Origin of the sequence: Hydrogenophaga intermedia (genome assembly GCF_000723405.1) — a bacterium.
GTDB classification, from domain to species: Bacteria; Pseudomonadota; Gammaproteobacteria; order Burkholderiales; family Burkholderiaceae_C; genus Hydrogenophaga; species Hydrogenophaga intermedia.
This window is the reverse complement of record NZ_CCAE010000072.1, coordinates 1-19,881: the sequence shown is the minus strand read 5'-3', so window position 1 is coordinate 19,881 and position 19,881 is coordinate 1. Positions and strand designations below refer to the sequence as shown.

Here is a 19,881-nt window from a genome sequence, read left to right as displayed (position 1 = left end):
CCGGCGGCGTCGTCCTTGGCGGAGTTGACGCGCAGGCCCGAGGACAGGCGCTGCATGGAGGTGGCCAGGGAGTTGGCAGAGCCGCTCAGGTTGCGCTGAGCCGTCATCGACATGACGTTGGTATTGATGGTGGTCATCGCTGATTCCTTTGAAAGGTTGAACCGTCTGAACGATCCGGCGCGTGTCCATGTCGAAGGCCGTGTGCCGGGCACGAACCTCATCAAGATTCGTTGGTTTCTATTTCGGTGCGCCGCGCCCCTTCTTTAGTCCTATTCATCGCGGCCGACGCCCGGTGGTCAACAGAGAAAAGGGGGGTGTTTGCCCCCCAAATGAAAAAGCGGCGGTGGCCTGGAAGCCACCGCCGCGAAACGACGTGTGTCGTACGAGAAAACGGGTCGATCAGCGCAGCAGCGACAGCACGTTCTGCGGTGCCTGGTTGGCCTGCGCCACCATGGCGGTGCCGGCCTGCTGCAGGATCTGGGCACGCGACAGGTTGGAGGTCTCCTTCGCGAAGTCGGCGTCGACGATGCGGCCGCGCGCGGCGGAGAGGTTCTCGCCCGTGATGTTGATGTTGGCCACGGCGTTCTCGAAGCGGCTCTGCAAGGCGCCGAGGTCGGCGCGCGAGCTGTTGATCGAGTCGATCGAGGTGTCGATCACCTTCATCGCGAGCTGGGCGGCGCCGAAGCTGTTGATGTCGATGTCTTCCAGCGAGAAGTCGGCGTCGGCGTAGGTGGCGCCACCGACGTCACCGGTGGGGTCGGCCGCGAAGGAGCCGCCGAACTCGCTGCCATCCAGCGTGCGGGAGGACGAGAACACCGAGTAGCCGGTCACGGCGCCCGCGGCGTCGTATTCGATCTTGGCGAAGATGTCCGTGTCGGACGACTTGGCGTTGATCGCGTCGACGATCTGCGAGGTGCGCTGTTCGTTGGTGGTGGCGGCAGCAATGGGGCCGAGGTCGATGGCGGTGCCCGAAGCGTCTTCGATGGTGAGGTCGCCGGCGGCCATGGCCACGCCGTCGGTGGCGTTGTCGGTTTCCACGTCCACCGCGATCACGTCGGACGAGCTCACCGTGGTGGTGCCCAGCGTGTCGGACTTGGCCGAGACGATGGATTCGATGGCAATGCCTTCACCGGCGTTGGCGCCGACCTGGAAGGTGGCGTTGGCGAAGGAACCGTCAAGCAGCTTGGTGCCGTTGAAGCTGGTGGTCTTGGCCACGCGGTCGATCTCCTGGCGCAGCTGCGTCACTTCGGACTGAAGCGCCTTGCGGTCGTCGGCGTTGTTGGAGGCGTTGGCCGATTGCACGGCCAGTTCGCGCATGCGCTGCAGCATGTCGCCCACCTTGCCCAGTGCGCCTTCGGCGGTCTGTGCGAGGGAGATGCCGTCGTTGGCGTTGCGGGCGGCGACGTTGAGGCCGCGCACCTGGCTGTTCATGCGCTCGGAAATCGCCAGGCCGGCGGCGTCGTCCTTGGCGGAGTTGACGCGCAGGCCCGAGGACAGGCGCTGCATGGAGGTGGCGAGCGAATTGGCCGAGCCACTCAGGTTGCGCTGAGCGGTCATCGACATCACGTTGGTGTTGATGGTGGTCATGACAGACTCCTGTGAAAGGTTTGAAGGCAACCGGCGCTTGTTGCCGGATCACGAACCGCGATTCGTGGCCCGTTGCCTGGGTGTTTCGGCCAGGACGTCGATTACTTGAGTCGTGTGGGCCTTAAAACAAAACGGGCGGTGGATGTCCACCGCCCGTCGCGCTTGTCATGCCGCGCTTCGCCTCATCACCCGGTGTTCTTGTTCCACATCGTGATCTGCTGCGTGATGTACGCGTTGAGCGAGTTCAGGCGCGCCACGTTGGCGTCCATCGCGTTGTAGTAGGCCAGGTAGCGCGTCTCGGCGCGCGCGGCGCGGTCCACCACCTTGTCCATTTCCTTGTTGGTGCGCTTGATGCTGGCGTTCAATGACTCGGTGCGGTTGCTGAGCGTGCCGCCCGATTCCACCAGACCGTCGGCGAAGGCGTCGAGCTTGAGGCCGAAGCCGCGCTGCGTGGGGTCGTCGCTGGTGGCGCCGAAGAGCTTGCCCAGCTCGGCCGGCTTGTCCAGCGCGGCGTCGAGTTTGGTGCTGTTGATGCTCATCTTGCCGTCGGACTTGATCTCGATGCCGATGTCCAGCAACTGCGTGAACTCGCCGCCCGGCGTGCTGGAGCGCATCATGCCGCGGATGGCGTTGCGCAGGCCCGTGGCGGTGCTGTCGCCCTGCAGCGAGCCGGCGACCTTGGTTTCCGGGTCGTACTTGGTGGTCGTGGCCAGCAAGTCCATGACGGCGTTGTACGCGTCGACGAAGCCCTGAACGGTCTTCTTCATCGCGTCCTTGTCGTTGGCCACGGTCACGTTCACTGGCGTGGTGGTGAGTTGCTTGAGCTCGAATGTCAGGCCGTCGATGGTGTCCGCGACGGTGTTGCTGGCCGATTCGATGGCCACGCCGTTGATGGTGGCTTGCGCGTTCAGCCCGGCCTGCGTGAGGGTGCTGGGCGACCCCGCACCCATGTAGGCCAGGCGCCCGAGGTCCTTGCCATCGCCCGCGTCGGCGTCCGTGGCTTCCACCTGGAAGCCCATCTCGGCGCCGGTTGACTTGGAGCGCAGCAGCAGGCGCTCGCCATTGGCGTCCTTGAGCACGGTGGCGGTGACGCCCGCGTCGGAGTCGTTGATCTGCTGGGCGATGTCCTTGAGCGTGTCCTTGCCTTCCTCGACGGTGATCAAGACCGGCTCTTCCTCGGCGTTGGCGACGAAGCTGCCGCTGCCCCAGTTGCCCAGACTGATGGTGAGCGTTCCCGCGCCCATGCCGCTGCCGGCCGGCACCACGGCGCTGGACGTGTTCTGCGCCGTCGCCAGGCGCTGCACCTCCAGGGAGAAGCCGGTGGGCGGCGTGCCCGCTTTCACCGTCACGCCCACCACATCGGGCAGCGAGGACGTGGCCTTGACGGCCTTGAACGCGTTGGCTTCGGCCAGCTTCGCGCCTGCGTCGCCCAGCGTGGTGACGAGCGAGCTGATGGTGCCGTAGATGGACAGCTTGCTCTGGGCCTTGGTGACCTGTGTCTGCAGCCCCGTGAGCGGCGCGCGCTCCAATGCCACGAGCTGCGCGACCATTTCCTTGATGGGCAGGCCGGAGGCCATGCCGGGTGAAGTGATGGTCGCCATGCGGTTCCTTCGGGGTCAGTGGTGGGTCAGCGTCCCAGCAGCGACAAGACGTTCTGCGGGATCTGGTTGGCCTGCGCGACCATGGCGGTGCCGGCCTGCTGCAGGATCTGGGCGCGCGAGAGATTGGAGGTCTCTTTCGCGAAGTCGGCGTCGACGATGCGGCCGCGCGCGGCGGAGAGGTTCTCGCCGGTGATGTTGATGTTGGCCACGGCGCTTTCGAAGCGGCTCTGCAAGGCACCGAGGTCGGCGCGCGAGCTGTTGATGGCGTCGATGGCGTTGTCGATCACCTTCATCGCGAGCTGGCTGTCGCCGAAGTTCTCGATGTTGATGTCTTCCAGCGTGAAAGGCGCGGCGGTGGGTGCGGTGGCGACCACGGTGCCGACGTCGGCGGCCGCGCCGGCCAGGCTTTCCAGGGCTTCACCCGCGGCGGTGTCCAGCGCGCGGTCCGAGAAGATCTCGTAGCCGGTGACGGCGCCGGTGGCGTCGAGCACGGGGCGCGCGAACACGCCGGTGTCGGAGGACTTGGCGTTGATCGCGTCGACGACCTGTGTGGTGCGTTGCGCGCCGGTGGTGGCTTCACCGATGGGGCCCAGCGGCACGGCGTTGCCGTCGGCGTCCAGGATTTCCAGCGTGCCAGCGGCCACGGCGGCCAGCACGGCGGGGGCCACGGGGTCGGCCAGGTTGTTGATGGCCGGGGTGATGTTGAAGTCGGTGGCGCCGATGTCGTCGACGCGGGCGCTGACGATGGACTCGATGGAGATGCCTTCGCCGGCGTTGGCGCCGACCTGGAAGGTGACGTTGGCGAAGGTGCCGTCGAGCAGCTTGGTGCCGTTGAAGGCGGTGGTCTTGGCCACGCGCTCCACTTCCTGGCGCAGCTGGGTCACCTCGGCCTGCAGGGCCTTGCGGTCGTCGGCGTTGTTGGAGGCGTTGGCCGACTGCACGGCCAGTTCGCGCATGCGCTGCAGCATGTCGCCGACCTTGCCGAGGGCGCCTTCGGCGACCTGGGCGAGGGAGATGCCGTCGTTGGCGTTGCGTGCGGCGACGCTGAGGCCGCGCACCTGGGTGTTCATGCGCTCGGAGATGGCCAGGCCGGCGGCGTCATCCTTGGCGGAGTTGACGCGCAGGCCCGACGAGAGGCGTTGCATGGAGGTCGCGAGCGACCCCGCCGACGTCGCCAGGTTGCGCTGGGCGGTCATCGACATCATGTTGGTGTTGATGGTGGTCATAACTCACTCCTGTGATGGACTGGAAGGGTTGACCCGGGACACTCCGGGTCTCACCGTCACTGATCGCCGCCCTGGCTGGCCTGGCGACGAACTCCATCGGGAAGCTCGCTCCGTCAATTTCGGTGATGGGCGTGAATTCTTTAGGTTTGTCCGACGGTGAACGGTCGGATAAGCACTGCCGAACATCGGCTGTTCTTGGCTTTGGGCTTTGTTGCGGCTGGGTTTGCAGGGGGAGGTTTCGCTCGCTGCACCTCGCGTCGCTCGCGGCCGCTGGGTGCACTGCTCCGCGAATGTCCTCCGGACGGCTGCGCCGTCCTCCCCCTTTATTTCGCTACGCAGTGCACCCAGCGTCCGCGAGCCGAAGAAGCGGTGGCGCGCCCACAGACCGAGTGCCAACGAGGTCGTCGGTGATCGGGTGTCCGGCGTAGCGACATAAAGGAGGAGGAACGGAGCGCGCCAGCGCTCCGTTCCGGGGGACAGTCGCGGAGCCGGACACCCGAGCGCCGACGACCGCCTTAGCCGGAAAAAGCCCCCCGAAAGCAGCCAAGAAAAACCTGGCATCAGACTTGCATCACATCTTGTATCCAAGATGGGATGTTTCAACATGGTGCAAGTCGAATCCAACACCAACGCCTGGCTCCACCGGCCAGACCAACCGCTGCGAACCAGGGAAGAAGGCCCCCTGAAAGGCCTGCGCTTCGCCGTCAAGGACAACATCGACGTCCAGACTTGGCCCACCACCGCCGCCTGCCCCGCCTTCGAACGCACCGCCCCCGCACACGCCACCGTGGTGCAACGCCTGCTCGATGCTGGTGCCACCCTCGACGGTAAAACCAACCTCGACCAGTTTGCCTGCGGCCTCAACGGCACCCGCTCCCCCTACGGCCCCGTCCCCAACGCCTTCGACCCTACCCTCGTCAGCGGCGGCTCCAGCTCCGGCTCCGCCGTCGTCGTCGCCCGCGGCGAAGTCGACTTCTCCCTCGGCACCGACACCGCCGGCTCCGGCCGCGTGCCCGCCGGCCTCAACAACATCGTCGGCCTCAAGCCCTCACGCGGCCTCATCAGCGCCCACGGCGTGCTGCCCGCCGCCCAGAGCCTGGACTGCGTCTCCATCTTCGCCCGCACCGTGGGCTTGGCCGCGCGGGTCTTCGCGCAGGCCGTCGCCCACGACCCGCAAGACCCTTACTCGCGTGAACTGCCCCTCGTCACCACGCCCTGGCCGGCCGGCTTTCGCTTCGGCGTACCCGACGACCTGAGCGCCTGCGACGCGCCCAGCCGCGCTGCGTTCGAACGGGCCATCGAACAGCTCAAGGCGCAGGGCGGCACGCCCATCACTTTCGACTACCAGCCCTTCGCCGAGATCGCCGACCTGCTCTACGAAAGCGCGCTCGTGGCGGAGCGCTACGCCGCCATCCGGCGCTTCTTCGACGAACACGAGGCCGACGTCATCGAACCCGTGCACGGCATCGTCGGGCGCGGGCGCGCCTATTCCGCCGCCGACTGGTGCGAGGCCCAGGTCAGGTTGCAGGCCCTGTCGCAACGCGCGCGCGCCGCCTGGAAAGGCATGGACGTGATGGTCGTGCCCACGATGCCGATTCACGCGTCCATCGCCGACATGCAGGCCGACCCCGTGGCCCTCAACCGGCGCCTGGGCGCCTACACCAACTTCGTCAACCTGCTCGACTACGCGGCCCTGTCCGTGCCCACCGGGCTGCGCTCGGACGCCCTGCCCTTCGGTGTCACGCTGATCGCTGCGGCCGGCATGGACTGGCCGCTGATCGAACTCGGCCAGCGCCTGCACCACGCCAGCGGCCTCACGCAAGGCGCCACGGGTGAGGCGTTGCCCCCACCCGAGCCGTTGCCGCTGCACGAGGAGCCGCGCGTGCGCGTGGCCGTGGTGGGCGCCCACCTGAGCGGCATGCCACTCAACGGCCAACTCACGGAGCGCGACGCCCGCCTGCTGCAGACCACCACCACCAGCGCCGACTACCGCTTCTTCGCCCTGCCCGGCACCACACCGGCCAAGCCCGGCCTGCTGCGCGTCGCACCCGGCCAGGGCGCGGCCATCGCCGTGGAGGTGTGGGACATGCCGCTGCGCCATTACGGCGGCTTCGTCGCGCTCATTCCCGCGCCGCTGGGCATCGGCAGTCTGGAACTCGCCAGTGGCGAGCGCGTGCAGGGCTTCGTCTGCGAACACGCGGCCACGCTCGGCGCGCTCGACATCACGCACCACGGCGGCTGGCGTGCCTACATGGCACAGGCCAGCCGGCCAGCCTCTGCGCTCAGCACCTGAACCCTCTATCCGTTTCACCCTTCCTTCATCCAACCGCAGGAGTTCTCCATGACCACCCTCCCACGCGCCATCGCTCCCCGCCGCCGCCAACTGCTCCAGTGGGGCACCGCCGCCGCCGTGCTCGGCGCGCTCGGTGCCCCTTCCGTGCGCGCGCAAAGTGGCCCGAAGATCCGCGTCGGCTACTGGCCCATCGCGGCAGGCCTGCCCTTCTATTCGGCGGTGGAGCTGGGCTACTTCAAGGAGGCCGGCCTCGACGTGGAGGCGCTCAAGTTCGCCGGCGCGCAGCAGGTGATGGAGGCCGTGCTCTCCGGCCGCGCCGACGCCACCGCCAACGGCACCGGCTCGGCCAACATCGCCATCGGCGAGCTGGCCCAACCCGGCACCTTCAAGATCTTCTGCTCCAACCCGAGCAACGTGAAGAACGTGCTCGACGAAGTCATCGTGCCGGTGGCCAGCCCGGCCAAGGTGATGGCCGACCTCAAGGGCAAGCGCGTCGCCAGCGGCCCCGGCATCCAGAACGTGACGCTGGCCAAGACCGTGCTCGAGCGCGGTGGCGCCACCGGCGCCACCGTGGTGGAACTGCCGATTGGCCAGCACGTGGCCGCGCTCGCCGCCGGCCAGGTCGACGGCGCCTACACGCTGGAGCCCACGGGCACCATCGGGCGCATGAACGGCACCACCCGCGTGCTGGAGCCGGGCGTGATCGCGAAGTACGTGCTCGGCGACCCGATGGCGCCCTGGTTCGGCGGCTCGGCCGCGCTGTCGTCGGAGTTCATCAAGAAGAACCCGGAAGCTGCGAAGAAATTCGTCGCCGCGTACGGCAAAGGCGTGAACTACGTACGCACCAAGGCTGTCGAGGCGCGCCAGTACCTCAAGGGCTACACGCCCATCGAAGGCGCGCTCACCGGCGAGGTGCCGCTGGCCGCGTACACCCTGTACAACGAGTTCACGCCGACCGACGTGGCGCACTTCCAGAAGTTCTTCGACCTGTTCAGCGAGAAGGGCATCTTCAGCTCGCGCCTGATGGTCGACAGCATGCTCTACAAGGGCTGAACGCGATGGAAGCCGCCAAGCCCTGGAGCCCGCCCGCCGCGAGCGGCGCGCCCACCACGCCAAAGAAGACCGACTGGGGCAAGGCCTTGCCCTTCGTGGGCCCCATCGTGCTCTTCATCGTCTGGGACCTGGTGGTGCGCCTGGGCTTCATCAAGCCCATCCTGCTGCCGCCACCCCTGGACGCCCTGGGCGCGCTGTTGGGGGGCCTGGCCGGCGGCCCGCTGCTCGGCGACTTCGCGGTCACCGTGTGGCGCACCGTGCAGGCCTTCCTCATCGCCGCCGTGGTGGGCATGCCGCTGGGCGTGCTGCTCGGCAGCAACGAGAAGGCCTACCGCAGCGTGGAGTTCCTGATCGACTTCTTCCGCTCCACGCCCTCCTCGGCGCTGATCCCGCTGTTCCTCATGATCTTCGGCGTGTCCGACATCAACAAGGTCGCCATCGCGGCCTTCGGCGCCCTGCTCATCGTGGTGTTCAACAGCGCCTACGGCGTCATCAACGCACGCAAGCAGCGGGTGATGGCGGCCAAGGTGATGGGCGCCACGCGCTGGCAGGTGTTTCGAGACGTGCTGGTGTGGGAAAGCCTGCAACCCAGCTTCGTCGGCCTGCGCTCGGCCGTGTCCATGGCGCTGGTCATCGTGATCGTGGCCGAGATGTTCATCGGCGCCGACAGCGGCCTGGGCAACCGCATCATCAACTCGCAGCAGGTGATGAACGTGAAGGACATGTACGCGTCCATCCTCGCCGCGGGGGCGCTGGGCTATGCGCTCAACGTGTTGTTCCTGGTCATCGAACGCAAGATCGTTCACTGGAGCGGAAGATGAACGCTGTCCTCAATGCCCCCGTGTACGACGCCGATGTGCCGGAGCCCGAATTCAAACCCGGTCCGGCCGGCACGCACATCACCATCCGAGGCCTCACCAAGTACTTCGCCGGCTGGCCGCTGTACGAGAACTTCGACCTCGACATCCCCAAGCACCGCATCGTCTCGGTCTTCGGCCCCAACGGCTGTGGCAAGAGCACGCTGATCAACATGATCGCGGGACTCATTCCGATCGGCAGCGGCGAGATCCTGTTCGACGGCAAGTCGCTCAAGGACACCAAGATCGGCTACGTGTTCCAGAACTACCGCGAAGCGATGTTCCCGTGGATGCGCACCATCGACAACATCGCCTACCCGCTCAAGCTCGAAGGCAGAAGCAAGGCCGAGGTGGATCGGCGCATGGCCGAGCTGGTGGCGTCCTTCGACGTCAAGTTCGACCTCAACCGCTACCCCTACGAACTCTCGGGCGGGCAGCAGCAGACGGCGTCCATCATGCGTGCGCTCGCGCCCAACCCCGAGGTGCTGTTCCTGGACGAACCCTTCTCCGCGCTGGACTTCGAGATGACGCTGTTCATCCGCGAGAAGTTGCAGGAAGTCTTCATGCAGACCGGCACGACCATGATGCTGGTCTCGCACGACCTCGAAGAGGCCGTTTACCTGGCCGACGAGGTGCTTCTGCTCACCAAGCGGCCGACCAAGGTGGCCGAGATCCTGCGCTATGAGGACCCGCGCCCGCGCACCACGGCCACGCTGTCCGAGGCCAGCTTCATCGCTGCCAAGAAGCGCAGCCTGGAGATCTTCCAGCGCGAGGTGCGGCGGTGACGCCGCTCACCCGCGCTCGGGCGCGAGGTAGGCGGCCAGCATCTGGCGGGCCAGCTTTAGGTGCGCCTTCTGCCAGGACGGTTTGTGCAGATCCTTCTGGAAGATGCGCGAGAGGGTGAAGGCATGCGCACGGCCGTAGTAGGAGAGACTGACCATCGCCACATACAGGTGCAGCGCGTCCACGCCGGTGCGCACGGCACCGCTGGCCGCGCCGCGCGCGAGCAGCTTGCGGATGCGGCTGAGCACCGGCGTGGCCATCTCGGGAATGCGCGTGGAGTTCGCCAGGTGGCGCGCCTCGTTGAGGTTCTCGAATGCCAGCAGCTTTCGCAGGCGCGGATGGGCGGCGAAGTGGTTCTCCACGAAATCGAAGATGCACAGCAGGCCCTCCAGCGGCTCCATGGCATCGACGTCGAGTTGCAGTTCGTCGTGGCGCAGATCGGCCAGCACCGCTTCGAGCACGGCCACATAGAGCTCGTCCTTGCTGCCGAAGTAGTGGTAGAGCATGCGGATGTTGGAGCCCGCCTGGCGCGCGATGCGGTCGGTGCGCGCACCGCTGAAGCCGTGGTCGCCGAACTCGGCCACTGCTGCTTGCAGCAGGCGGGCGCGCGTGCGGGCCGGGTCGCGGCGCGCGGGCGCATGGGCGTCCGGCGTCACCCGGCGGGAAGATGATTCCAATGTCACTGCACGCTCCCGGTGGCCGACAGGGCCAGCGCAAGCTCGAGCAGGCGCTCGTCCTGGCCCGGTGCCGCGATGAAGGATACGCCCACGGGCAAGCCCCGGGCGGCGGCGAAAGGCAGCACGATCTGTGGCAGCGCGGCGTGGCCGGCGAGCGACCCCAGGGCAAGCGCACGCGCGTAGAAGTTCGATCGCTCACCGCTGCCAGCGAAGCGGTGCAATGCAACGCAGGGCGCAGCCGGCACCAGCCAGGCCTCGTCCGGGCCGAGGCGGTTGACGAGGGCGCGCGCCGCTTCGTCGCGCCAGGCTTGCCAACGGGGCCGCGTGTCGGGGTCGAGTGCCAACGCCTGCCCGAATCGCGGGGCGATGGACTCACCCATGCGGGGACGCCGCTGCCGGATCCAGGGCCCGAGCTGTTCCCTGATGTCGAGGCCCTGCAGGGCCGCGTAGGCATCGCCCCAGGCCTGCCAGGCTCCGGCGAATGCTTCACGTGGCGCGTCGATGCCCGCCTGCCGGGACCAGGCCAGCAGCGCCTGCTGCACGTCCGCGTCGGCGAGCGCGAGAGCGTCGAGGGCGATGCAGGGGCGCAACGGGACGCGCGCCGGGCCGCAAGCGCCGCCGAACAACACCTGGCCGACCGCGTGCAAGGTGTTCACATCGCGTGCGAACCAGCCCACCGTGTCGAAGCCGGGTGCAAACGGCAGCACCCCCGCCAGCGGTACGCGGCCATGGCTGGGCCGCATGGCCGCCACGCCGCAGAAAGAGGCCGGCACGCGCACCGAGCCACCGGTGTCGGTGCCCAGGGCGATGTCGGCCTCGCCCCAGGCCACGGCCGCGGCGGAACCGCTGGACGAACCACCGGGCAGGCGATCGGGCTGCAGTGGGTGGCGTGGCGTGCCGAAGAAGGCGTTCTCGCCTTCGAGGCTGAAGGCCAGTTCGTCGGTGATGGTCTTGCCGATCACGCGCGCGCCCGCGGCGCGCAGCATGGCCACGCAGGCGGCGTCCGCATCGGGGACCGGATGGCTGTCGGCCCAATCCGGGTTGCCACCGCCCGTGGGCGCGCCTGCCACGTCGATCAGGTCCTTCACCGCGAGCCGAAGGCCATCGAGCACACCGATCGCCGTGGGCTCGCGCACACATTCCAGGCCGGGGACAAAGCCCCGGGACGCCCATGACTCCGTCATCGCGCGGGCAAGGCGTCGAGCACCTGCTGCGAGCCGGTGACGAAGCCGAAGCACTTCTTCACGTTCCACACCGTGGCCTCGGTGCAGAAGGCGGGCGAGCTGGTGGCGCAACAGTCCTCCAGCATCACGCAGCCGTAGCCCAGAAAGTTGGCATCCGTCAGGGTGTGCAGCACGCACTGGTCGGTGTTGCAGCCGGCGAACAGGATGCTCTTGATGCCCAGGTTCTTCAGGATGCTGTCCAGCGGCGTGTCCCAGAAGCCGCTGATGCGGTACTTGTCGACCAGGATGTCACCGGGCACGGGCGCGAGCTCGTCGACGATGGCCGCGGCCCAGGAGTCCTTCTCCAGCACATTGCCTTTGCCGCTGGGCAAAGGGTAGCCCAGGCCGACACCTTGCCCTCCGTTGTCGTACAGGTGGATCTGGTTGGGCGGCATGTTGGCCAGATCGGGGCGATTGCCCCAGTTGACCCAGATCACCGGCACGCCCGCGCCGCGCAGCGCGGGCAGCAGCCGGCGCAGGGGCTCGATGGGCGCGCGGTCGGCGGTGTAGTCGGCGCCGAGCGAGTCGACCCAGCCGTCCTGGGTGCAAAAGTCGTTCTGCAGATCGATCACGACGATCGCGGTGCGCCGCAAGTCGAGCACCACGTTCTGCGGCGCGGCGTCGATGCGCGCGCGCACGGGCGCGGGCGGCGCCATGGCCATGTCCACTTCCTCGGGCGTGGCGATCCAGTGGTACTGGTGGCCCAGGCCAAGGGCGCCCCGAGGGCGGGCATCGGGCAGGTACGGATGGCGTTTCATGAAGGCTCCGGCTGGGTGCAGCGGTTGAAGTGCGTCGCCGCAGGCTGGTGCGCCAGGCGCTCTGGCGCACCCATGTGGGGCACACATCCGGCCGCGGGACTGGCACTGTTATTGCAGGACATGGTGATAAGTAATCGTTTATTTACTTCCCCTTCCACCCAAGCGAAAGGCATGCCATGAAACCCACCTTCTCCGTTGCTTCATCTTCCCGCCGCGGGTTCGCGCTCGGCGGCATCGCGTTTGCGCTGATGCTGTCGGCCGGCACCCTCGCGCCGCTGGCGCAGGCGGCCGACCCGCTCGCCGTCGGCATCCTCATCCCGGGCTCCAAGTCCGACAAGGGCTGGATGGAGTCCGGCTACGACGGCCTGGTGGCGGCGCAGAAGGCGCACGGCGACAAGATCAAGGTGCAGATGATCGAGAACATCAACTACGCCGACATGGAACAGGCGCTGACCAACCTGGCCAGCAAGAACAAACTGGTGATCGGCGTGGGCGGACAGACGCAGGCGGCGGTGATGAAGGTGGCCAAGCGCTTTCCGAATACGCGCTTCTCCATCGTGGGCGGCAACAAGGCCGAAGACATGCCCAACGTCGCCGGCTACGACGTGAAGCAGGCCGAGATCGCGTTCGTGGCGGGGGCGGCGGCGGCCATGCTGTCGAAGAACGGCGCGGTGAGCTACGTTGGTGGGATGGAGATTCCGTCCATCGTGAACGCCGGCAAGGAGTTCGGCAACGGCGCGAAATACGTGAACCCGAAGATCAAGTACTTCGAGAACTACACAGGGGACTTCGACAACGTGGCCAAGGCCAAGGAGGCCACGCTGGCGGCCATCGCACAGGGCGCCGATGTCCACTATCACATCCTGAACCTGGGTCTGCGCGGCATGGAGCAGGCGGCGAAGGAGAAGGGCACGAAAGTGGTGGGCAGCTACACCGACCGCTGTGGCACCGACGCCCTGTACCCCGCCTACAGCATCACCGGCGTGGGCTACCAGGTGCAATACGCGATCGATGAAGCGGTCAAAGGCAGCTGGAAGGCGGGCTACAAGCCCTTCGGCCTCGCCATGGGCCCCAAGGCCTCGGACATGGTGGTGTGCGGCGCCTCGCCGGAGGTGACGAAGAAGCTCGAGGAGATCAAGAAGGACATCCTCGGCGGCAAGATCAAGGTGCTGGAGGGCTGAGCCCCATGCGCGAGAAGCCGCACGCGGGTGAGGGCACGGCTGGCGCGCTGGCGCCGGTCGGTGAACCGCTGCTGCGCATCGAAGGGCTGTCCAAGCGCTTCGGCTCGCTGCAGGCGCTGCAGGAAGTGTCGCTCGATCTCTGGCCCGGCGAGGTGCACTGCCTGCTGGGCGAGAACGGCGCGGGCAAGTCCACCTTGTGCAACCTGGTGTTCGGCGTGCACGCCAGCGACGCCGGCAGCATGCGCTTCGATGGCCAGCCGTGGCACCCGCGCTCCCCGGCCGAGGCGCTGTCGCGCGGCATCGCCATGGTGCACCAGCACTTCAGCCTGGTGCCCGACCTCAGCGTGGTCGACAACCTGCTGCTCGGCCAGGCCCGCGGCGTGCTCGATCGCAAGGCCTGGGCCGCGCGCCTGGACCGCATGCGCGAGCGCTACGGGCTGGCTTTGGACCCGTGGGCGCTCATCCAGGATCTGTCGGTCGGCGAGCGCCAGCGGGTGGAAATCGTGAAGTGCCTGATCCGCGAGCCGCGCCTGCTGGTGCTCGATGAGCCCACGGCGGTGCTGCTGCCAGCCGAGATCGCGGCCCTTCTCGACGTGTGCGAACGCGTGGCCGCGCAAGGCTGTGGTGTGGTGCTGGTCACGCACAAGCTGGCCGAGATCCGCCAGGTGGCCCGTCGGGCCACGGTGCTGCGCGGCGGGCGCGTCGCGGCGCGCTCGGACGCACCGGCGCGCGAGATCGACCTGCTGGTGCGCGCCATGATCCAACGTGATCTGGCAGACCCCGGGGCCGCGGCTGCGGCATCGGACGGCCCGGCGGCTGAAGCGCCCGCGGCCCAAGGCAGTCCCGACGGCGAGCCGGCACTCATGGCCGACGGCCTGAGCGTGCGCGACGCCGACGGCGTGCTGCGGCTGGACCGGTTCACGCTGATGGTCGCGCCCGGCGAGATCGTGGCGGTGGCGGGCGTCGAGGGCAACGGCCAGAGCGAACTGGGCGCCGTGCTCTGCGGCATGCTGGCGCCCACGGAAGGGCGCTTCTTCCTGAACGGGCAGGAGATGACGGGCCAGCCCCCCCGTGTGCTGACCGAAGCCGGTTGCGGCGTGGTGCCCGAAGACCGCCACGCGCTGGCCTGCGTGACGGGCATGAGCGTGGCCGAGAACGTGATGCTGGACCGGTTGAACCGCTTTCGCCGCTTCGGCCTGCTCGACAGCGCGGCCTTGCGCAGCGCTGCGCAGGAATTGATGACGCGATTCGACGTGCGTGCGGCGAGCCCTGACGTGGCCTTCGGCGGCCTCTCGGGCGGCAACCAGCAAAAGGCCGTGCTTGCGCGCGAGCTCACGCTCGAACCCCTGCGATTCCTGCTCGCGGCGCAACCCACGCGCGGGCTGGACGTGGGCGCGGTCGAGGCCGTCTACAAGCACATCCGCTCGGCCGCGGCGCGCGGTGTCGGCGTGCTGCTCATCTCCTCCGAACTCGACGAACTGCTCTCGGTGGCGCACCGCGTGGTCGTGCTGTACCGGGGCCGCATCATGGGCATCTGCCGCGCCGAGCGCGCCGAGCGCGAGCGCATCGGCGCCTGGATGGCGGGCCAACAGGAGCAAGCCGCATGAACAGGCAGACACTGGCCGCGAAACCCTGGCGGCCCGCCCCGGCCCTGTGGGTGTCGCTGGCGGCCGTGGCCGGCTCGATGCTGGCGGGCATGGGCCTGGTGGCCCTGATGGGTGTTCCTGTGACCGAGGCGGTGGCGGCCTTCGCCGACGGCGCCTGGGGCTCGCCCTACGCACTGGCGGCATCGATCAACCGCGCGCTGGTGCTGATGCTGGTCGGCCTGGGCTTCGTGCTCGCCGAGCGCGCCAGCCTCACCAACGTCGGCGGTGAAGGCCAGATCGCCGTGGGCGGCATCGCCGCCACCGCGCTGTGCCTGTGGCCGCCGGTGGCGGGGCTGCCGTTCGGCCTGGCTTTCATCGTGCCCATGCTCGGGGCCTGTCTGGCTGGCGCGTTCTGGGGCGGCATCGCCGGTGTGCTCAAGGTCAAGGCCGGCACGAACGAAGTCATCGCCACGCTGATGCTCTCGTTCATCGCGATCTGGATGGTCTACGGCAGCGTGCAGTCGGAGCAGTTGCTGCGCCGACCGATGACCACCTCGGCCACCCTGCCGGAATCGCTGGAAATTCCTGCCGCCACGCAGTTGCCGCTGCTGCTGGGCGATGCCTCCGTGCCGCTGCATGCGGGTCTGCCGATCGGCCTGGTGCTGGCGGTGGTGGTCGCCGCGGTGCTGGGCTTCACGGTGCTCGGCCTCAAGCTGCGCGCGGCCGGGCTCAACCCGCGCGCCGCGCGCCGCGCGGGCATGGCCATCGACCGCCTGAGCATCGGCGTGTTGTGCGCGGCGGGCGCGCTGGGCGGCCTGGCCGGCGCATGCATGTTGCAGGGCGAGCAGTACACGCTCAAGGCCGGGTTCTCGTCGGGCTACGGCTTCGATGGACTGGTGGTGGGGCTGCTGGCGCGTGGCTCGGTGCCCGGCGTGATCGCCGGCTCGCTGCTGTTCGGCTTTCTGCGCTCGGGCGGCATCAACATGGAGATGGTCGCGCAGGTGCCCACCGCCCTGGTGGTGGTGATCCAGGGCCTGATCATCGTCACGCTGGCCGGCGCGGCCCTGGCCATCCAGCGCATGGAAGGACGCACCGCATGATCGAACCCGAACTCGCCGCCGTGTTCGTCGGCTCCACCGTCCGGCTGGCGGCACCCTTGCTGCTGGCCGCCACCGGCGAGCTGGTGAGCGAGCGCGCGGGCGTGCTCAACATGAGCGTGGAGGGCATGATGCTCACCGGCGCGTTCGCCGGTGCCGTGGGCTCGTGGGCCACGGGTTCGCCGGCCATGGGCCTGGCGCTGGGCGTGCTGTGCGTCCTGCCGGTGGCCTGGCTCCAGGCCTTCCTCAGCATCACCCTGCGCGCCAACCAGATCGTCACCGGCATCGGCATCAACATCCTGGTGCTGGGCGCCACCACGCTGGGCTACCGCGCGATCTTCGGCAGCCGCTCGCGCGCGGAGATTCCCGGGCTGGACAAGTGGGCACCGCCAGGCCTGGCCGATCTGCCCGTGCTGGGGGAGCACGTGTTCCGGCAGACGTGGTTGCTGTACGCGGCCATCGTGCTGATCCTCGGCGTGGCCTGGGTCATGCGCTCGACCTCGCTGGGCCTGGCCATCCATTCGGCCGGCACCGCGCCGCAGGCGGCCGCCAACTCGGGCCTGGCGGTCAACCGCATCCGCTACGGCGCGGTGCTGTTCACCGGTTTCATGTCGGCGCTGGCCGGCTGTTTCCTCTCGATCGGCGACATCCACACCTTCACCGAAGGCATGACCAGTGGCGCCGGCTACCTGGCCATCGCGGCGGTGATTTTCGGCAACTGGCGCCTGGGCCGCACCTTGCTGGCCTGTGTGCTGTTCGGCGGCGCCACCGCACTGCAGTTCCAGTTGCCGGCGATGGGCGTGGACATCCCCAATGCGCTGCTCATCATGCTGCCGTACGTGCTGGCCCTGCTGGCCGTGGGTGGCCTGGTCGGTCGCCAGGTGGCGCCGGCCGCACTCACCCTTCCCTACAAAGGTCACTGATGGAAGAACAGGATGTGCTCGCCTACGTGAAAGCCTGCGCCCGTGTGCTCGGGCTCCCGCTGGACGAGGAGCAGACCGCGCGCGTGGCCACCCACCTTCAGCGCACCGCCGCCATGGCCGAGCTGCTGGACGCCTTTGCGCTGCGCGACGAGGACGAAATCGCCGAAGTCTTCTGCCCCGCCCCGTTCCGGCCCACGCCCCACTGACATGGCCATGACCCTGAATCTCAGCCAGACCGCGCAGGCCGTGGCCAGTGGGCAGCGCAGCGCCGCCGAGGTGCTGCAGGACTGCATTGCGCGAATCGAATCGACCGACGCGCGCATCAACGCCTTCACCGGCACGCGATTCGAGGCCGCGCGGGCCCAGGCCGCGCGGGTGGACGCGCAGCGCGCGCGGGGCGAACCGCTGGGCCCGCTGGCGGGCGTGCCGTTCGCGGTGAAGAACCTGTTCGACATTGCGGGCGAGGTGACGCTGGCCGGCTCCAAGGTGAACCGCACCAACCCGCCCGCCACGGCCGACGCGGTGCTGGTGCAGCGTCTGCAGGACAGCGGCGCGGTGCTGGTCGGCTCGCTCAACATGGACGAATACGCCTACGGCTTCACCACCGAGAACACGCACTACGGGCCCACACACAACCCGCACAGGCCCGGCCACGTGGCCGGGGGCTCGTCGGGCGGCTCGGGCGCGGCGGTGGCCGCTGGCCAGGTGCCGCTCACGCTGGGTTCGGACACCAACGGCTCGATTCGTGTCCCCTCATCGTTCTGCGGTGTATGGGGCCTCAAGCCCACCTTCGGCCGGCTCTCGCGCCGGGGCACCTATCCCTTCGTTGCCAGCATCGACCACCTTGGCCCGTTCGCCGACGATGTGGACGGCCTGGCGCTGGCCTACGACGCGATGCAGGGCCCCGACCCGCTGGACCCGGGCTGCTTCGCCACCTCGGCGCAGCCGGTCAGGGGTTTGCTCGGCCTGGGCGTGCAAGGCCTGCGGGTGGGCCGGCTGGGTGGCTACTTCGACGAACACGCTGGCGCCGCCGCGCGCGAGGCGGCAGCATTGGCGGCCGCCTCGCTGGGTGCCAGCGCCACGGTGGAGTGGCCCGATGCGGCACAAGCCCGTGCAGCGGCCTTCATCACCAGCGCCAGCGAGGGCGGCGCCTTGCACTTGCAGCGCCTGCGCACGCAGGCCGGCGATTTCGAGCCACTGTCGGTGGACCGCTTCATCTCCGGCGCACTGCAACCCGCCGCCTGGTACGTGCGCGCGCAGCGCTTTCGCCGCGCCTACCGCGACAAAGTCAACGCCTTGTTCCGCGACTGGGATGTGCTGATCGCGCCGGCCACGCCGGTGGCCGCGCCCGCCATCGGCACCGAGTGGATCGACATCAACGGCCAGCGCTTCCCCTGCCGCCCCTCCATCGGCCTCTTGACACAGCCCATCTCGTTCGCCGGTTGCCCGGTGGTGGCCGCGCCGCTGTGGCCCGAGGCGGCCACCGGTTTACCGATCGGCGTGCAGCTCATCGCCGCGCCCTGGCGCGAGGACCTGGCGCTGCGGGCCGGCTGGGCGCTGGCCCGCAACGGCGTGGCGAAGGTAAGAGAGGCGACGTTGTGACCTCGAACCCCATGACCATCGCGGCGCAACCGTTCGCCTTCGAGCTTGATCTGGCGCACGCGGCGCTGGTGATCATCGACATGCAGCGCGACTTCGTCGAGCCCGGTGGTTTTGGCGAAACGTTGGGCAACGACGTCTCGCTGCTGCAAGCCATCGTGCCCGCCTGCCAGGCCGTGCTGCACGCCTGGCGCCGCGCGGGTGGCCTGGTGGTGCACACGCGCGAGGCGCACCGGCCCGACCTGTCGGACTGCCCACCAGCCAAGCGCCTGCGCGGCCAGCCGAGCCTGCGCATCGGCGACGAAGGACCGATGGGACGCATCCTGATCGCGGGCGAGCCGGGCAACCAGATCATCGACGCGCTCGCGCCGCGACCGGGCGAGATCGTGCTCGACAAACCCGGCAAGGGCGCCTTCTACGCCACGCCGCTGCACAACCTGTTGCAGCAGGCCGGCGTCGTGCAACTCGTCTTCATGGGCGTGACGACAGAGGTCTGCGTGCAGACCTCCATGCGCGAGGCCAACGACCGTGGCTACGACGCCCTGCTGCTGGAGGACTGCACCGAGAGCTACTTCCCGCAGTTCAAGCGCGCCACGCTGGAGATGGTCCGCGCGCAAGGCGCCATCGTGGGCTGGACAGCCTCCAGCGCCGCGCTACTGACCGCGCTGCCCCCGCGCTGACCCCACACTGCTAGAGTGCCTTCGTGCCCACCACCGCCAAACGACGCTCCCCCGGCCACGCCAAGCGCGCCGCGACACCGCCCTCGCGCGCCGACGAGGTGTACGAGCAGCTCAAGCGCGACATCGCCGACTTTCACCTGCTGCCGGGCGACCGCTTCACCGAGAACGAGCTCTGCGAGCGCCTGAACGTGTCGCGCACGCCGGTGCGCCAGGCACTGATCCGCTTGCAGCAGGAGGGCTTCGTGGAGGTGCTGTTCCGCGCCGGCTGGCGCGTGCTGCCTTTCGACTTCAACCGCTTCGACCAGCTCTACGACCTGCGCATGCTGCTGGAAACGGCGGCGGTGCAGCGCCTGTGCGCGCACGAGGGACCGCCTGGCCCGCTGCTGCAGGGACTGAAGGAGTTGTGGCTGGTGCCGGCCGCCGACCGCGAAAGCGACGCGGCCGCGGTGGCGGCCATGGACGAGGCGTTTCACCAGACGCTGGTGCGCGCGGCCGGCAACGACGAGCTGGCGCGTGTGCACCAGGACGTGACGGAGCGCATCCGCATCATCCGCCGGCTGGATTTTCTGAAGCAGATGCGCATCGACGCGACCTACGACGAGCACGCGAAGATCTTGCGTGCCGTGTTGGCGCGCAACGCGGACCGCGCCAGCCTGCTGCTGCGCACGCACATCCAGACCAGCCAGGTCGAGGTGCGCAAGATCACCTTGCACCAGGTGTTTCTGGCGCGGCAGACGGGGGCGGGCTGAATTTCCGT

19 protein-coding genes are annotated in these 19,881 nt (G+C 68.5%); 12 read left to right on the top strand and 7 right to left on the bottom strand.

Annotated elements, in window-relative coordinates:
- The 4 genes from BN948_RS26360 to BN948_RS23475 all read right to left on the bottom strand — a co-directional run.
- Positions 1-137, bottom strand: a 137-nt coding sequence (locus tag BN948_RS26360; RefSeq protein WP_474997090.1) for a flagellin N-terminal helical domain-containing protein, incomplete at its 3' end; no start/stop codon positions are given.
- Positions 138-399: 262 nt separating this feature from the next.
- On the bottom strand, positions 400-1,587 hold the full coding sequence (locus BN948_RS23485; protein WP_035624234.1) for a flagellin: 1,188 nt from the start codon (positions 1,585-1,587) through the stop codon (positions 400-402).
- Positions 1,588-1,772: 185 nt separating this feature from the next.
- Positions 1,773-3,188 carry a flagellar filament capping protein FliD gene (fliD, locus tag BN948_RS23480; protein ID WP_009516285.1) on the bottom strand — a complete coding sequence of 472 codons (1,416 nt, stop codon included), beginning with the start codon at positions 3,186-3,188 and terminating at the stop codon, positions 1,773-1,775.
- 26 nt (positions 3,189-3,214) lie between these two features.
- Positions 3,215-4,414 (bottom strand): flagellin, encoded by a 1,200-nt coding sequence (locus BN948_RS23475; RefSeq protein WP_035624231.1) that lies wholly within the window; start codon positions 4,412-4,414, stop codon positions 3,215-3,217.
- A gap of 604 nt (positions 4,415-5,018) precedes the next feature.
- Between BN948_RS23475 and atzF the strand changes: the two genes are divergently transcribed.
- The 4 genes from atzF to BN948_RS23455 are packed head-to-tail and all read left to right on the top strand — an operon-like array spanning position 5,019 to position 9,402.
- Positions 5,019-6,707, top strand: coding sequence for an allophanate hydrolase (atzF, locus tag BN948_RS23470; protein ID WP_009518680.1), 1,689 nt, complete (start codon positions 5,019-5,021; stop codon positions 6,705-6,707).
- A gap of 48 nt (positions 6,708-6,755) precedes the next feature.
- Positions 6,756-7,760: an ABC transporter substrate-binding protein gene (locus tag BN948_RS23465; protein ID WP_009518681.1), complete on the top strand. Its 1,005-nt coding sequence runs from the start codon at positions 6,756-6,758 to the stop codon at positions 7,758-7,760.
- 5 nt (positions 7,761-7,765) lie between these two features.
- Positions 7,766-8,581: an ABC transporter permease gene (locus BN948_RS23460; RefSeq protein ID WP_009518682.1), complete on the top strand. Its 816-nt coding sequence runs from the start codon at positions 7,766-7,768 to the stop codon at positions 8,579-8,581.
- The gene (locus BN948_RS23455; protein ID WP_009518683.1) at positions 8,578-9,402 is read left to right on the top strand and encodes an ABC transporter ATP-binding protein; all 825 of its coding nucleotides are present in this window, start codon (positions 8,578-8,580) and stop codon (positions 9,400-9,402) included. The genes BN948_RS23460 and BN948_RS23455 overlap by 4 nt, the downstream gene beginning before the upstream one ends.
- A 6-nt stretch (positions 9,403-9,408) precedes the next feature.
- On the opposite strand, the gene BN948_RS23450 is transcribed toward BN948_RS23455, so the two are convergent.
- The 3 genes from BN948_RS23450 to BN948_RS23440 are packed head-to-tail and all read right to left on the bottom strand — an operon-like array spanning position 9,409 to position 12,058.
- Positions 9,409-10,083, bottom strand: a complete 675-nt coding sequence (locus tag BN948_RS23450; RefSeq protein WP_009518684.1) for a TetR/AcrR family transcriptional regulator — start codon at positions 10,081-10,083, stop codon at positions 9,409-9,411.
- Positions 10,080-11,213, bottom strand: coding sequence for an amidase (locus tag BN948_RS23445; protein ID WP_236953877.1), 1,134 nt, complete (start codon positions 11,211-11,213; stop codon positions 10,080-10,082). The genes BN948_RS23450 and BN948_RS23445 overlap by 4 nt, the downstream gene beginning before the upstream one ends.
- A 44-nt stretch (positions 11,214-11,257) precedes the next feature.
- Positions 11,258-12,058 (bottom strand): cysteine hydrolase family protein, encoded by an 801-nt coding sequence (locus BN948_RS23440; protein WP_009518686.1) that lies wholly within the window; start codon positions 12,056-12,058, stop codon positions 11,258-11,260.
- Positions 12,059-12,306: 248 nt separating this feature from the next.
- On the opposite strand from BN948_RS23440, the gene BN948_RS23435 reads away from it, so the two are divergent.
- From BN948_RS23435 to BN948_RS23400, 8 genes are read left to right on the top strand one after another with little or no spacing between them, the layout of a single operon-like run.
- Positions 12,307-13,239 carry a BMP family protein gene (locus BN948_RS23435; protein WP_050980672.1) on the top strand — a complete coding sequence of 311 codons (933 nt, stop codon included), beginning with the start codon at positions 12,307-12,309 and terminating at the stop codon, positions 13,237-13,239.
- A gap of 5 nt (positions 13,240-13,244) precedes the next feature.
- A complete protein-coding gene (locus tag BN948_RS23430; RefSeq protein ID WP_009518688.1) occupies positions 13,245-14,846 on the top strand; it encodes an ABC transporter ATP-binding protein in 1,602 nt (533 codons plus the stop codon).
- Positions 14,843-15,925: an ABC transporter permease gene (locus tag BN948_RS23425; RefSeq protein ID WP_009518690.1), complete on the top strand. Its 1,083-nt coding sequence runs from the start codon at positions 14,843-14,845 to the stop codon at positions 15,923-15,925. The genes BN948_RS23430 and BN948_RS23425 overlap by 4 nt, the downstream gene beginning before the upstream one ends.
- Positions 15,922-16,845: an ABC transporter permease gene (locus BN948_RS23420; protein ID WP_009518691.1), complete on the top strand. Its 924-nt coding sequence runs from the start codon at positions 15,922-15,924 to the stop codon at positions 16,843-16,845. The genes BN948_RS23425 and BN948_RS23420 overlap by 4 nt, the downstream gene beginning before the upstream one ends.
- A complete protein-coding gene (locus tag BN948_RS23415; RefSeq protein WP_009518692.1) occupies positions 16,845-17,051 on the top strand; it encodes a DUF4089 domain-containing protein in 207 nt (68 codons plus the stop codon). The genes BN948_RS23420 and BN948_RS23415 overlap by 1 nt, the downstream gene beginning before the upstream one ends.
- 1 nt (position 17,052) lies before the next feature.
- Positions 17,053-18,447, top strand: a complete 1,395-nt coding sequence (locus BN948_RS23410; protein WP_009518694.1) for an AtzE family amidohydrolase — start codon at positions 17,053-17,055, stop codon at positions 18,445-18,447.
- An 11-nt stretch (positions 18,448-18,458) separates the two neighbouring features.
- Positions 18,459-19,124, top strand: coding sequence for a cysteine hydrolase family protein (locus tag BN948_RS23405; protein ID WP_009518696.1), 666 nt, complete (start codon positions 18,459-18,461; stop codon positions 19,122-19,124).
- Between the two features lie 23 nt (positions 19,125-19,147).
- Positions 19,148-19,873: a GntR family transcriptional regulator gene (locus BN948_RS23400; RefSeq protein ID WP_009518697.1), complete on the top strand. Its 726-nt coding sequence runs from the start codon at positions 19,148-19,150 to the stop codon at positions 19,871-19,873.
- Positions 19,874-19,881: the final 8 nt, after the last annotated feature.